Source organism: Nocardiopsis flavescens, from assembly GCF_900141985.1.
In the GTDB taxonomy this organism is placed as follows: Bacteria; Actinomycetota; Actinomycetes; order Streptosporangiales; family Streptosporangiaceae; genus Nocardiopsis; species Nocardiopsis flavescens.
In genome coordinates this window covers 157,167-171,151 of record NZ_FQZK01000008.1, presented here as the reverse complement: position 1 = coordinate 171,151, position 13,985 = coordinate 157,167, and the positions used below count along the sequence as shown (strand labels likewise).

Annotated in this window: 9 protein-coding genes; 6 read left to right on the top strand and 3 right to left on the bottom strand. The window is 76.6% G+C overall.

Annotated elements, in window-relative coordinates:
• Positions 1 to 307 precede the first annotated feature (307 nt).
• Positions 308 to 769, top strand: coding sequence for an SRPBCC family protein (locus BUE45_RS15325; RefSeq protein WP_073379997.1), 462 nt, complete (start codon positions 308 to 310; stop codon positions 767 to 769).
• Positions 770 to 1,119: 350 nt separating this feature from the next.
• Here BUE45_RS15325 and BUE45_RS15320 read toward each other — a convergent pair whose 3' ends face one another.
• Positions 1,120 to 3,537: a GH92 family glycosyl hydrolase gene (locus BUE45_RS15320; RefSeq protein WP_073379996.1), complete on the bottom strand. Its 2,418-nt coding sequence runs from the start codon at positions 3,535 to 3,537 to the stop codon at positions 1,120 to 1,122.
• Between the two features lie 501 nt (positions 3,538 to 4,038).
• On the opposite strand from BUE45_RS15320, the gene BUE45_RS15315 reads away from it, so the two are divergent.
• Complete coding sequence (locus tag BUE45_RS15315) at positions 4,039 to 5,382, top strand: SLC13 family permease (RefSeq protein WP_073379995.1); 1,344 nt, start codon at positions 4,039 to 4,041, stop codon at positions 5,380 to 5,382.
• A gap of 91 nt (positions 5,383 to 5,473) precedes the next feature.
• On the opposite strand, the gene BUE45_RS15310 is transcribed toward BUE45_RS15315, so the two are convergent.
• Entirely contained in the window at positions 5,474 to 6,184 is a 711-nt protein-coding gene (locus BUE45_RS15310; protein ID WP_073379994.1) for a FadR/GntR family transcriptional regulator, read from the bottom strand.
• A 201-nt stretch (positions 6,185 to 6,385) separates the two neighbouring features.
• Between BUE45_RS15310 and BUE45_RS15305 the strand changes: the two genes are divergently transcribed.
• The 3 genes from BUE45_RS15305 (at position 6,386) to BUE45_RS15295 (ending at position 10,713) form a co-directional block, all read left to right on the top strand.
• Positions 6,386 to 7,876, top strand: coding sequence for a carboxyl transferase domain-containing protein (locus tag BUE45_RS15305; RefSeq protein ID WP_073379993.1), 1,491 nt, complete (start codon positions 6,386 to 6,388; stop codon positions 7,874 to 7,876).
• A gap of 40 nt (positions 7,877 to 7,916) precedes the next feature.
• The gene (locus BUE45_RS15300) at positions 7,917 to 9,122 is read left to right on the top strand and encodes a CaiB/BaiF CoA transferase family protein (RefSeq protein WP_073379992.1); all 1,206 of its coding nucleotides are present in this window, start codon (positions 7,917 to 7,919) and stop codon (positions 9,120 to 9,122) included.
• A gap of 184 nt (positions 9,123 to 9,306) precedes the next feature.
• Positions 9,307 to 10,713: a serine hydrolase domain-containing protein gene (locus tag BUE45_RS15295; protein ID WP_084737313.1), complete on the top strand. Its 1,407-nt coding sequence runs from the start codon at positions 9,307 to 9,309 to the stop codon at positions 10,711 to 10,713.
• Here BUE45_RS15295 and BUE45_RS15290 read toward each other — a convergent pair.
• On the bottom strand, positions 10,699 to 12,933 hold the full coding sequence (locus tag BUE45_RS15290) for an ATP-binding cassette domain-containing protein (RefSeq protein ID WP_073379991.1): 2,235 nt from the start codon (positions 12,931 to 12,933) through the stop codon (positions 10,699 to 10,701). The genes BUE45_RS15295 and BUE45_RS15290 overlap by 15 nt on opposite strands.
• A 62-nt stretch (positions 12,934 to 12,995) precedes the next feature.
• On the opposite strand from BUE45_RS15290, the gene BUE45_RS15285 reads away from it, so the two are divergent.
• Positions 12,996 to 13,970 carry a helix-turn-helix transcriptional regulator gene (locus BUE45_RS15285; protein ID WP_073379990.1) on the top strand — a complete coding sequence of 325 codons (975 nt, stop codon included), beginning with the start codon at positions 12,996 to 12,998 and terminating at the stop codon, positions 13,968 to 13,970.
• Positions 13,971 to 13,985 lie beyond the last annotated feature (15 nt).

The following is a 13,985-nucleotide window of genomic DNA, read 5'->3' as shown; positions in this document are numbered from 1 at the left end:
CCCGCCTCCTCCCGGTCCGGCGGGCCCCGCGCGGCGCCCGCCGTGCCGGGGAGACCACCGGCCGGTGCGCGGTCCTTTGCCCGGCCGGTGTCCTCCGGTGCGGGGCCGGCGCCGCCCTCTCCGGAGGCGAGTGCGCTCCGGGGCGGCCGGTCCGGCCGCCCCTCCCGCCGTGCGTCGGAGGCCGGCCGCGGCCGGCCTCCGCGTGCTCCACGAGGCGCCCGGCCCGCCTCTCGCGGCGGGGCACCGGAAACCGTCGGCGGGGCGTGCGAGGGTGGGCGCGGTACCGTCACGATCCGAGGAGAACGCCATGACCGAACGCGTGGACCGCGGGGAGCGGCGCGTCGCCGCCCCGGCCGGGGACGTCTACCGGGCCCTGCTGGACCCGGCCGCCCTGGAGCGGTGGCTGCCGCCCGAGGACATGACCGGCCGGATGGAGCACTTCGACGCGCGCCCGGGCGGCGGCTTCCGCATGACCCTCACCTACCGGGAGCCGGGCCACGGCAAGACGGACGCGGGCACCGACGTCGTCGAGGTGGGCTTCGCCGAACTCGCCCCGGGGGAGCGGGTGGTCCAGCGCGCGGTGTTCGACTCCGACGACCCGGCCTTCGCCGGGACCATGACCATGACCTGGACGCTCACCCCCGACGGCGACGCCACCGTGGTGTCCGTGGCCGCCCGGGACGTCCCGCCGGGCATCTCCGCCGAGGACCACGCGGCCGGGCTCGCCTCGTCCCTGGCCAAGCTCGCCGCCTTCGTCGAACCCGCCTGACCCCGGCCCGCCGGGCGCGTGGGTCGCCCGGACGGGGGCCTCGATGTGCCCGCGGATCATCGGCGGCCGGTGCGTCGAACGGCCCGGCCGGCGGGACCGGCCCCCGGCCCGGCGCTGCCGGGGCACACGGCTTTCCGCGCCCGGCCCGGCGGGACCGGGCGCTCTCCCGCCGGGGAGGCGTACACGCGGCGGGCCCGCACCGCACCGACCGCGGCGGGCCGCCTCCCGGCCACGGCGGGGTCCGGCGCGCCCACGGACGCGGGCCCGGCCGGGAGCACCCCGTTCCGCCCCCGGGGCGCCCGCAGCCGGTCCCCCGCAGCGGCCCCGGCGGGGTGCGGGCCGGGGCCCGGTCAGCGGTCGATCGGCAGGGCGTCCTCACCGGTGGCCCAGGCGGTGTTCGGCGTGGCCGACAGCGCGAACGACAGGTGGCCTCCTTCGAGCACGAACGACTCGGGCAGCCACGACCGCCCGTACGCGGCCCCGTCCAGCCGCACCGCGTGCACGTACACCGCGTCCGGCCCCGCCCCCGGGGCGGCGACGGTGATCGGCGGGCGCCCCGCCGGGGCGATCCGCGCGTAGGGGAACGCCGGGCCGGACAGCAGCAGCTCGGCCCGCCCCGGCGCCTGCGGGAACAGCCCCAGCGCCGCGAACACGTACCAGGCCGACATCGTGCCCAGGTCGTCGTTGCCCGGCAGCCCCTCCGGACCCGTCCCGTACTGGGACGACGCGATCTCGCGCACCGTCTCCTGCGTCTTCCAGAGCTGCCCGAGGGCGTTGTACAGCCACGGGGCGTGGATGCCCGGCTCGTTGGTCGGGTCGTAGCGCAGCGGGTCGCCGCCGCCCACCGACCACTCCCCGTCCGGCGTGCGGAAGAACCCGTCCAGGCGCTCGGCCGCCCGCTCCCGGCCCCCCATCGCCTCGGCGAGCCCGGCGACGTCCTGCGGCACCATCCAGGTGTAGGTGGCGCCGGAGCCCTGGGCGAACCCGTGCTGGGAGGCAGGGTCGAACGCCCCCGACCAGGACCCGTCCGCGTTCCACGGCCGGATGTACCCCTCGTCCGGGTCGAACACGTTGCGCCAGTACCCGCCCCGCGCGCCGAACAGCTCCGCGTCCGCGTCCCGCCCCGTGCGGGCCGCCCAGTGCGCCAGGGCGCCGTCCGCCACGGACGCCTCCAGCGTCTCGGCGGCGCCGCCCCAGCAGTGGCAGTCGTCCTGCGGCGCGTAGCGCAGCTCCAGGTAGCGCTCCAGCCCGGGGCGCTGGCCCTCGCACTGGCCCGGGCAGCCCGCGTCGGACAGCCCGTCCGGGTGCGGCTCGGTGGCCTGGGCCCGCAGGGACCCGTAGGCGGCCCCGGTGTCGAACCCGTCCGCGCCCATCGCGACGAAGGTCGCCAGGGTGGCCGCCGACGGGTCGCCCGTCATCACGTGCGTGGGCCCGTTGACGTGCACCCAGCGGTCCCACACGCCCCCGTTCTGCCCGGCGAAGTTCAGCAGCGACTGCGCGAAGTCCCCCGCCACCTCCGGCTCCAGCAGGGCGAGCAGCTGGATCTGCGCCCGGTACTGGTCCCAGCCGGAGAAGTTGGTGTACTGCGCCCCCTGCCCGTCGGCCACCCGGTGCGCCTCGCCGTCCATGCCCGGGTAGCGGCCGTCCACGTCGCTGACCAGGTTGGGCTGGAGCAGGGCGTGGTAGAGCGCGGTGTAGAACACCGAGTACTCCTCCTCCGTGCCGCCGCCCACCCGGACCGCGCCGAGCCGGTCGTCCCAGGACCGGCGCGCGCGCTCGGCCACCGCGTCCACGGTGTCGCCCGCCGAGACCTCCGCGTCCAGGTTGGCCGCCGCGTTCTCCCCGCTCACGTAGGAGATGCCGACCCGCACCCGCACGTCCGACCCCCCGGGGAAGCCCACGTACCCGCCCGAGCCGGTGCCCCGGCGCGCCGAACGGTCGTAGCCCTCGCCGCCGGAGGCCTCGGTGGTCCCCGGCCGCAGCCGGTCGTCCTCCCAGGTGCCCACCTCGCTGAAGGCGGTGTCGAACCGGGCCGTGAAGTGCAGCCGGTAGTAGGAGCGGCGGTTGTTCTCGCCGCCGTTGGCGCGCTGGCCGCAGAACGCGCCGGTCAGCACCGACCCCGACACCGTGCGGGACTCCTCGTCGATGCGGATCTCGGCGTCCTCGCTGCCGTTGAGCGAGTTGGACGTGCGGAACAGCAGGGCGGCGGGCTCCCCCTCGGGGAAGGAGAACGCGCCCAGCCCGGCCCGGTCGCCCACCGCCAGGTCCGTGCGCACCCCGTTGTCCAGGGTCACGGTGTAGCGGCCCGGCTCGGCCGACTCCCGGGCGTGGTCGAAGTCGCTCGCGAAGACCTCGTCGGCGGCGTCGGCGCTGGGGGAGGAGTCCACCGGCACGGTCACCGGCATGATCGGCACGTCCCCGGCCGCCCCGGGGTGGCAGCCCGCCCCGTTGACGTGCGTCAGCGCGAAGCCGCGCACCCGGGTGGTGCCGTAGTGGTAGCCGTTGGCCGCCCCCGTGTCGGTCTGGTCGCCGGGGGTCGTGGTGGGGCTCCACGAGATCATCCCGAAGGGGCGTACGGCGCCGGGGTAGGTGTTGCCGCCGCCCGCGGTCCCGACGAACGGGTCCACGTGGCGGGAGGGGGACGTGACCGTGGCGGGCGCGGGCGCCTGCACGGGGGCCGCCGCCGCGGGCGGCGCCAGCAGCGCGGCGCCCAGGGCCAGGGCCAGGACGGCGGTCGGGGGGCGGGGGGAGCGGAGCGGGGCGAACATCCTGGGTGCGTTCCTCCGTCGGGGGCGGTGCCGCAGCCGAGTATGCGCCACACGCGACCGCACCGGCAGGCCCCCAACGGCGGCCGGGGGCGAATTCGCCGTTTCTTCCCCGCCCTGTCACCCCCGGCTCCGTCACCGCGGCCCGCCACGGGCGCGGCCGTCGCCGGACGGCACCTGTGCCCGGGCCGCCTCCACCGGCCCGCACCCGACCCGGCCCGCCCCCGCTTCGACGACGTGGCCGGGCCCTCGGAGCGTGGCCCGCCGGGCCCGGACGGACCGGCCGCGCGTGCCCGTCGACGAGGGGACCGGCCGGCGCGGTGCGCGCGGCCCCGAGCACGCTCCCGGAGCCGGCCCGGCGGGCGCCCCACCCCGGGGCCGTGCGGCGGGGGGAGTGCCAGCGGTGTTTCCGGGGGTTGACAACTGGCCCACTGGCATATTGGCTAGGCCAATCGCTCATATGAGCTGAGTCACACCCCTCAGTCGAAGCTCGAACGGTCGGTCATGACACCCCAGTTGCTCACCATCATCGTGCTCGCGGCGATGTTCGTCGTCGCCACGGTCTTCCCGATCAACATCGGCGCCCTCGCCTTCGTCGCCGCCTTCCTCGTCGGCACCCTCGCCCTGTCCATGGCCCCCGAGGCGATCCTGGGCGGCTTCCCCGCGGACCTGTTCCTGACCCTGGTGGGCGTCACCTACCTGTTCGCCATCGCCAAGAACAACGGGACCGTCGACCTCATGGTCCGCGCCGCCACCCGCCTGGTCGGCGGCCGGGTCGTCGCCATCCCGTGGGTCATGTTCGGCATCACCGCCCTGCTCACCGCCGTGGGCGCGCTCAGCCCCGCGGCCGTGGCCATCGTCGCGCCCATCGCCCTGGGCTTCGCCGTCAAGTACCGGATCGACCCGCTGATGATGGGGATGATGGTGGTCCACGGGGCGCAGGGCGGCGGGTTCTCCCCGGCCAGCGTCTACGGCGTCACCGTCAACACCATCGTGGCGGACAACGGGCTCGCCGTACACCCCGTCACCCTGTTCCTGGGCAGCCTGGCCTTCAACCTCGCGATCGCGCTCCTGCTGTTCGTCTCGCTGGGCGGCCACCGGCTCGTCGGGGTCAGGGTCGAGCAGATCGAGAACGAGCCCGTCACCGTCGCGGGCGGCTCCGGGGGCAAGGGCGGCGGTACCGCCGTGGCCGCGGGGGGAGCCGGCGGGGAGGCCGGTGCCGCGGACCCCGACGCCGGGCGGGCCCCCGGGATCCGCCTCGACCAGGCCGCCACCCTGCTGGGCATCCTCGCCCTGGGCGTCCTGGCCCTGGGGTTCGGCCTCAACGTCGGCTTCGTCGCCATCACCGTCACCGTCGTGCTGGCGCTCATCTCGCCCAAGGCGCAGAAGAACGCGGTCTCGCAGATCAGCTGGCCCACCGTGCTGCTCATCACCGGCATGCTCACGTTCGTCGGCGTCATGGAGAGCGCCGGGACCATCGAGTACGTGGGGCTGGCCGCGGCCGGGCTGGGCGCGGGCCTGCTCGTCGCCCTGCTGCTGTGCTACATCGGCGGTGTCGTCTCGGCCTTCGCCTCCTCCACCGCCATCCTGGGCGCGACCATCCCGCTGGCGGTGCCGTTCCTGCTCATGGGCGAGGTGAGCGCCACGGGGGTGATCGTCGCGCTCGCGGTGTCCTCCACGATCGTGGACGTCAGCCCGTTCTCCACCAACGGCGCCCTGGTCCTGGCCAACGCCACCGGGACCGACCCCGAGCGCTTCTACCGGCGCATCCTGGTCTACAGCGCGATCGTGGTGGTCCTGGGCCCGCTGGCGGCCTGGGGCGTGCTGGTGGCGCCCGGCCTGCTCTGACCCCGGCGGCACCGGTACCGGCCCCGGCCGCGTCCGGGGCGCGCGGGCGGCGGCCCGGCGCGGCGGCACCGCGCCGGGCCGGCCCGCGGGTTCAGCCCGCGGTGGGCCCGGCGGGGGCGCCGTCCACCTGCGACACCAGCCGCAGGTGGCGGCGCATGGCCTCGGCGGCCATGTCGGGGTCGCCCAGGCGGATGGCGGAGGCGATCTTCTCGTGCCCGGCCAGGGAGTCCTGCGGCCGTCCCGGCTGGGACAGCGACTCCAGTCGGGTCTCCCGGATCATCGGGGCCAGCTCGTTCATCATGCGGGTGAGCAGCCGCGAGCGCGCGGCCTCGGTGACGGCGGCGTGGAAGCGCTCGTCGCCCTCCACCCCGCGCCCGCCCCCGCGCAGCTCGGCGCGCATGACGTCCAGGGCGGTGTCGATGGCGGCCAGGTCGCCGTCGGTACGGCGCTCGGCGGCCAGCTCGGCGAGCTTGACCTCCAGCGCCTGGCGCGCCTCGATGATCTCCGCCCGCCGGTTGGCGCGGTCGCGCAGCAGGGCCAGTACCCCCTCCTCGGAGGTGGTGCGGCGGATGATGGCGCCGTCGCCGTGGCGCACGTCGATGATGCCCTGCACCTCCAGCGCCACCAGCGCCTGGCTGAGCGAGGCGCGGCTCACGCCCAGGGAGGCGGCCAGCTCCCGCTCGGCGGGCAGGCGGTCGCCGGGGACCAGCCCGGCCTCGCGCATGTACTCCGCCAGCCGTTCCACCAGCTGCTCGTAGAGACGAGGCCGTACCGGCGGCCGGGGGGTGGGCTTGGTGGGCACGCGGGCGCGCTCCTTCCGGCTTCGGCGGGGCAGGCCTCCAGACTAGTCCGGGCCCGTCGCTCCGGTCGACTCGGCCCGACGCGGCGGGGCGCGGGGTCCCGGTGCGGGTAGGGGGATGTCGGCCTTCCCAAAGCCACGGGCGTGTGCCATGCTGGCGAAGAGACCTAGTGGCCTAGCCACTGAGCCAATAAGGAGCTGACGATGGCCACCCGGTACGGCGCCCGCGACCTCCTCGACCGGATCCTCGACCCCGGGAGCCTGCGCTCCTGGGACACCGCCCCCGTCGACGTCCGCCCCGACCCCGCCTACGCCGCCGACCTCGCCCGGGCCCGCGCCGCCTCCGGCTGCGACGAGGCGGTCCTGACCGGCGAGGGCCTGCTCCGCGGGCGCCGCGTCGCCGTCGCCGCCGGGGAGTTCGCCTTCCTCGCCGGATCCGTCGGCGTCGCCGCCGCGGAGCGCCTGGTCACCGCCGTCGAACGCGCCACCGCCGCCCGGCTGCCCCTGCTCGTCTCCCCGGCCTCCGGCGGCACCCGCATGCAGGAGGGCACCGTCGCCTTCCTGTCGATGGTCAAGATCACCGCCGCCGTCGCCGCCCACAAGGCCGCCGGGCTGCCCTACCTCGTCTACCTGCGCGACCCCACCACCGGCGGGGTCCTGGCCTCCTGGGGGTCCCTGGGCCACGTCACCGTCGCCGAGCCCGGCGCCCTCATCGGCTTCCTGGGCCCGCGCGTGTACACCGCCCTGTACGGGGACGACTTCCCCGAGGGCGTCCAGCGCGCCGAGAACCTCCTGGACCACGGCCTCATCGACGCCGTCCTGCCCCCCGAGGACCTGCCCGCCATCGCCGACCGCGCCCTCACCGTCCTGCTCTCGCGCGACGCCGGGCCGGTCCCGCCGCCGCCCCCCGAACCCGCCGCCGCCACCCCCGCCTGGACCGCCGTCACCCGCTCGCGCCGCCCCGACCGGCCCGGGGTGCGCGCGCTACTGCGCCACGCGGCCACCGACGTCGTGCGCCTGCGCGGCAGCGGCGAGGGCGAGTCCGACCCCGGCCTGCTCCTGGCCCTGGCCCGGTTCGGCGGCACCTCCTGCGTCCTGCTGGGCCAGGACCGGGACCGCCAGACCCCCGAGCACCCCCTGGGACCGGACGCCCTGCGCGCCGCCCGCCGCGGCATGCGCCTGGCAGACGAGCTGGGCCTGCCCCTGGTCACCGTCATCGACACCCCCGGCGCCGCCCTGTCCCGGGAGGCCGAGGAGCAGGGCATGGCCGGGCAGATCGCCCGCTGCCTCACCGAGATGGCCACGCTCGCCGCGCCCACCCTCGCCCTGCTGCTGGGGCAGGGCACCGGCGGCGGGGCGCTCGCCCTCGTCCCCGCCGACCGGGTGCTGTGCGCCCAGAACGCCTGGCTGGCGCCGCTGCCCCCCGAGGGCGCCAGCGCCCTCGTGCACCGCACCACCGACCGGGCGCCCGACCTGGCCCGCGACCAGGGCATCGGCTCCACCGACCTGCGCGCCCACGGCATCGTCGACCGGATCGTGCCCGAGCACGACGACGCCGCCGACGAGCCGGAGGAGTTCTGCCGCCGCGCCGGCCTGGCCCTGCGCCACGAGCTGGCCTCCCTCACCCGCGCCCCCGGGTCCGCCCGGCGCGCCGCCCGGGCCGCCCGCCACCGCCGCCTGGGCCTGCCCTCCTGACGGGCCGCACCACCTTCCACCCCTCCACCGAAGGAGCCGCATGGACCGCGAAAGAGGACCGCTCCAGGGCATCGTCGTCGTCGACCTGTCCCGCGCGCTGGCCGGCCCGCACGCCGCGATGCTGCTGGGCGACCTGGGCGCCCGCGTCATCAAGGTCGAGCAGCCCGGCACCGGCGACGAGACCCGCGGCTGGGGGCCGCCCTTCACGGGACCCCAGGACGCGCGGACCAGCACCTACTTCCTCTCCTGCAACCGCAACAAGGAGTCCGTCGAGCTGGACCTCAAGTCCCCCGACGGCGTCGAGCAGCTCACCCGCCTGGTGCGCGCCGCCGACGTGCTCGTGGAGAACTTCCGCCCCGGCGTCCTGGACCGGCTCGGCTTCTCCACCGCGCGCCTGGGCGAGCTCAACCCCCGCCTGGTGGTGTGCTCCATCAGCGGGTTCGGCCACGACGGCCCCGAGGGCGGCCGGGCCGGGTACGACCAGATCGCCCAGGGCGAGGCCGGGCTGATGAGCCTGACCGGGCCCTCCCCGCAGGAGCCGACCAAGGTCGGCGTCCCCATCGGCGACCTCCTCGCCGGGATGAACGGCGCCCAGGGGGTGCTGGCCGCGCTCGTCCAGCGCGAGCGCACCGGCGCCGGCACGGTGGTCCGCACCTCGCTGCTGTCCTCCATCGTGGGCGTGCACGCCTTCCAGGGGACCCGCTGGACCGTGGCGGGCGAGGTGCCCCGGGCGATGGGCAACCACCACCCCTCCATCTCCCCCTACGGCGCCTTCGCCTGCGCGGACGGGGTCCTCCAGGTCGCCGTCGGCGGCGAGGCCCAGTGGGCGAAGTTCGCGGGCCTGCTGGGCCTGGACCCCGGCGACCCGCGGTTCGGCGACAATGCCGCCCGCGTCGTCCACCGGGAGGAGCTGGTGGCCGAGGTGGAGGCGGTGCTGGGCACCGCCCCCCGCGACGAGTGGCTGCGCCGCATCGGGGACATCGGCGTCCCCTGCGGGGCGGTGCGCACCGTCGACCAGGTCTACGCGTGGGAGCAGACCCGCTCCCAGGGGCTGGTCCTGGAGGTGGAGCACCCCGTCCTGGGCCGGGTGGAGCTGCCCGGGTCGGCGCTGCGCTTCGCCCCGCACGGCGGGGGGGAGGGGGAGCCCCCCGCCGCGGAGGGGCACCTGCCGCCGCCGCTGCTGGGCGAGCACAACGAGCGGGTCCGGGCCTGGCTCGACTCCGTCGAGCGCACCCCCGCCGCCTGAGGCGCGTCCGCCCGCGCCTCAGGCCCGTACGCCGGGGCGCGGGCGTCCCGGTGCCAGGGACCCGGGGCGCGCGGTGCCCGCCCCGGCCCGCCCGCGCGGGCGGGCCGGGGCTCCCGGTCCTAGGGTGGCGGTGGGTCCCGGGCGGGGCCCGGAGCCACCGGCCACGACCGACAAGGGGACCACCTTGCCCGACGAACCCACCGCCATCGACCCCGGCCGCTGGGCCGCGCGGCTGGCCGAGCTGGCCGGGCGCCACGGCGTCCCCGGAGCCCAGTTCGGCGTCCTGCGCCTGGCCCCCGACGGCCGGGAGGAGGCCTTCACGGTGGCGCACGGCGTCCTGGACACCGACACCGGCCACCCCGTCACCGCCCGGTCCGCCTTCCAGATCGGCTCCATCACCAAGCTCTGGACCGCCGCGGTCGTCATGGGCCTGGTCGAGGAGGGCCTGCTCACCGTCGACACCCCGGTCGCCGAGGTCCTGCCCGAGGCCGTCCCCTCCGACGGGGCGACCACCGCCGGCGTCACCGTGCGCCACCTGCTGACCCACACCAGCGGTATCGAGGGCGACCTGTTCACCGACACCGGCCGCGGCGACGACGCCGTGGAGAAGTACACCGCGCTGCTCGCCGGGGCTGCCCGCATCCACCCGCTGGGCGCCACCTTCTCCTACTGCAACTCCGGGTTCGTGCTGCTGGGACGCATCATCGAGCGGCTGACCGGCCGGGTCTGGGACGAGGCGATGCGCGAGCGCCTCTTCGTCCCCCTGGGCCTGGAGCGCACCGGCACCCTTCCCGAGGAGGCCCTGCTCAACGACCCCGCCGTCGGCCACGTCACGGGGCTGCCCGAGCCGGTGCGGGCACCGCGGTGGGGGCTGCCCCGCTCCGTGGCGCCCGCCGGGGGAGTGACCGCGGACATGGGCGACCTGCTGCGCTTCGCCGCCGCCCACCTGCGCGGCGGCACCACGGCCGACGGCACCCGGCTGCTGTCCCCGGACACCGTCCGGGCCATGACCGAACCGCAGGTCCGGCTGCCGGACGTGCGCACCCTGGGCGAGGCCTGGGGGCTGGGCTGGATCCTCTACGACTGGGACGGCCACCGCGTCGTCGGCCACGACGGCAACACCGTCGGCCAGTCCGCGTTCCTGCGCCTGCTGCCCGGGTCGGGCCTGGCCGTGGGCCTGCTCACCAACGGGGGCCGCACCCGCGACCTCTACCAGGACCTGTACGGCGAGGTGTTCGACGCCCTGGCCGGGGTGCGGGTCCCCGGCCCGGTGGAGCCGCCCGCCGAGCCCTCGCGGACCGACGTCTCCGCCCACACGGGGGTGTACGAGAACGCCGCCGAGCGCTTGGAGGTGCTGGCGGGCCCGGACGGCCCGGTGCTGCGCACGACCGCCCTGGGGCCGCTGGCCGAGCTGGACCCCGAGCCGTTCCAGGAGCTGCCCCTGGCGGCGGTCGCGCCCGGCGTGTACGCCGTCCGCCCGCAGGGGGCGCGCACCTGGACGCCGGTGACCTTCTACCGCCTGGAGACGGGGGAGGAGTACGTCCACCACGCGGGCCGCGCGCTGCCCCGGGTGGCCTCACCCGCCGAGTAGGGCCGCGGCGGTCGCCGTGCCGCGGATCCGCGCGGGCGGGCCCTGGTACAGGACCCGCCCGCCGCGTTCGCCCGGCCCGGGGCCCAGGTCGATGAGGTGGTCGGCGTGGCGCATCACGTCCACCTCGTGCTCGATGACGACCACGGTGTGCCCGCGTTCGATGAGCCGGTCCAGCACCCCGAGCAGCACCGCGACGTCGCTCGGGTGCAGCCCGGTGGTGGGCTCGTCCAGGACGTACAGGGACGGTTCGGCCGCCTCGCGCAGCTCCCGGGCGATCTTGAGGCGCTGGCACTCGCCACCCGACAGGCTCGTCAGCGGGCGGCCCAGGCGCAGGTGGCCCAGGCCCACCCGGTCCAGCCGGCCCAGCGCCGTTCGGATCCGCGGGTCGGGCAGCAGGTCCAGGGCCTCGGCGACCGTCAGGGCGTCGATGTCGGCGATGGTCAGCCCGGCCACCCGGTGGCGCAGCACCTCGTCGGTGAACCGCCGTCCCTCGCAGATCGGGCAGCGGACCTCCTCGGCCTCCAGGAACGCCAGGTCCACGCGGACCGTGCCCAGCCCGCGGCACTCGGGGCAGGCGCCCGCGGAGTTGGCGCTGAACCGGCCTGCGGGCAGGCCGCTGCGTGCGGCGAACAGGGCGCGCAGCGGCCCGGCGATCCCGGTGTAGGTGACCGGGGTGGAGCGCCGGTGGACGGCGACCGGCCGCTGGTCGAGCACCACAGCCCCGTGCCGGTCCACCAGCTCCGCGGCCAGGCTGGACTTGCCCGACCCGGCCACGCCGGTCAGCACGGTGAGCACCCCGGTGGGGACGTTCACGGTCACGTCCTTGAGGTTGTTGCGGCGGGCGCCGCTCACGGTGAGCGCCCCGGTGGCCGGGCGGGGCTCGGCCCGGACCGGCCACCGGGCGGCCAGGGCGGCGGCGGTGGCCGTGCCCGCGGACCGCAGCGCCTCGAAGGTTCCCTGGTGGACGACCCGGCCGCCGTCGGCCCCGGCGCCCGGGCCGATCTCCACGACCTCGTCGGCGGCCGCCATGACGGCCGGGTCGTGCTCGACCACCAGTATCGTGCCGCCCTGGTCGCGCAGCCGGGCCAGCAGCCCCGTCATGGACGCGGCGTCGCACGGGTGCAGGCCGGTGGTGGGCTCGTCGAAGATGTAGGTCATCCCCACCAGGCCGCCGCCCAGGTGGCGGACGGTCGTGATCTTCTGGGACTCCCCGCCCGACAGGGTCGTGGTGGCCCGGCCCGGGTGCAGGTACCCCAGCCCGACCTCGACCAGGGCCCGCAGGCGTGCGCCGAGCCCGGACACCACGGGGGCGACGGCGGGGTCGTCCACCTCTCGCAGCCAGGCGGCCAGGTCGGCGATCTCGGTGCGGGCGAGCTCGCCCGGGGTGCGGCCGCGCACGGTGGCGGCGCGGGCCGCCGCGTTCAGCCGGTCGCCTCCGCACTCCGGGCAGGGCGCCGTGCGGGTGAACCGGGTCAGCACCTCCCGCTTGCGGTCGGACACCTCCCCGGCGGCGCGCAGGTGGATGCGCTCGAACCGCTCCACGATCCCCTCGTACTCGCGGGCGGGCCGGGTGCCCAGCCGTGCCGCGTGTTCGCCGCCGTACAGCAGGGCGCGGCGCTCGTCCCCGGTCCATTCGCGCAGCGGGGTGTCGGCGGTGAAGGCGCCGACGTCCTTGAAGCGCTCGTACCAGTGGTGGCCGGCGCCGAACCCCGGGACCCGGATCGCGCCCTGGGCGAGCGACAGGTCCGGGTCCAGGAACCGGTCGACGGCGCTCACCACGGTCTCGCCCAGCCCCGAACAGGTGGGGCACATCCCCGCCGGGTCGTTGAACGAGAACCGGGACGCCTCGCCCACGTGCGGCGTTCCGATCCGGGAGAACAGCAGCCGCAGGTAGGTCCAGACCCCGGTGGCGGTGCCGACGGTGGAGCGGGCGTTGCCGCCCAGCCGCCGCTGGCCGACCACGACCACGGGGGACAGCCCCTCGATGAGGTCGGCATCGGGGCGGGTCCACCTGGGCAGCCGCTCCCGGGCGAACGGGGGGAAGGTCTCGTTGAGCCGACGCCCGGCCTCGGCCGCGACCGTCCCGAACACCAGCGACGACTTGCCCGACCCGGACACCCCCGCGAACACCACCAGGCGCCCGTGCGGGATGTCCAGCTCCAGGGACTTGAGGTTGTTGGTGCGCACTCCGCGCAGGCGGATCACCGCGTCGTTCTCCATACGGGCGACGCTAAAAGCAGATGTGGCCGGAATCCGGCCGTGATTTCGGCGAGACTGGAACCATGGCCGACGTCACCGGGCGCATCCTCGCCCTGCTCACCACGTTGCAGTCCGGGCGGTCGTTCACCGGGGAGGAACTGGCCGCGCGGCTGGACGTCAGCCCCCGGACGCTGCGCCGCGACGTGGAGCGCCTGCGCGGCTACGGCTACCCCGTCAGCACCCGCCCGGGGCCCGGCGGACACTACCGGCTGGTCGCGGGCAGTGCCGTGCCGCCGCTGGTGTTCGACGACGACGAGGCGACCGCGACCCTGCTGGCCCTGGCCGCCATGGCCACGGGCGGCTCCGCCGAGGGCGGCACCGTGGAGGAGGCCGCCACCCGCGCCTACGGCAAGGTCGACCAGTACCTGCCCGCCCGGCTGCGCCACCGCGCCGCCCGGCTCCGGGAGAGCCTGGAGAGCACCACCCCGCCCGGGCCGGGCACCGCGGCCGGGAACCTGGCGGTGCTCGCCGACGCGGTCCGGGACCGGCGGATCGTCGCGTTCGACTACCGGGGGCGCACCGGGCGGGCGTCCTCGCGGCGGGTCGAGCCCCACCGGCAGGTCCACCACCGGAGCCGCTGGTACCTGCTGGCCTGGGACACCGGGCGCGGGGACTGGCGGGTGTTCCGCACCGACCGCGTCGACGGGCTGCGGACCACGCACGACGTGTACGCGCCCCGACCGCTGCCCGCCGACACCGCCGCGGAGTACCTGCGGCGCGGCCTGGACAAGGAGCGCACCCGGGTTGTCCTCACCGTGGCCGCGCCCGCGGCGGCCGTCGCCGACGCCTTCGCCGAGCACGACGCCGAGGTCGGGGCGTTGACGGGGGAGCGGAGCCGGGTGGCGGTCATGGTCGACACGTGGCAGTGGCTGCTGACGCCCCTGGCGTTCCTGGACGCCGAGGTCACGGTGCAGGAGCCGGAGGGGGTGCGCGCGGCGCTGGAGGGCTTCGCGGGGCGGCTGGCGGGGAAGGCACCGGTCGTTCGACAGCGGTCGTAGTACGGTTGTCGTCGT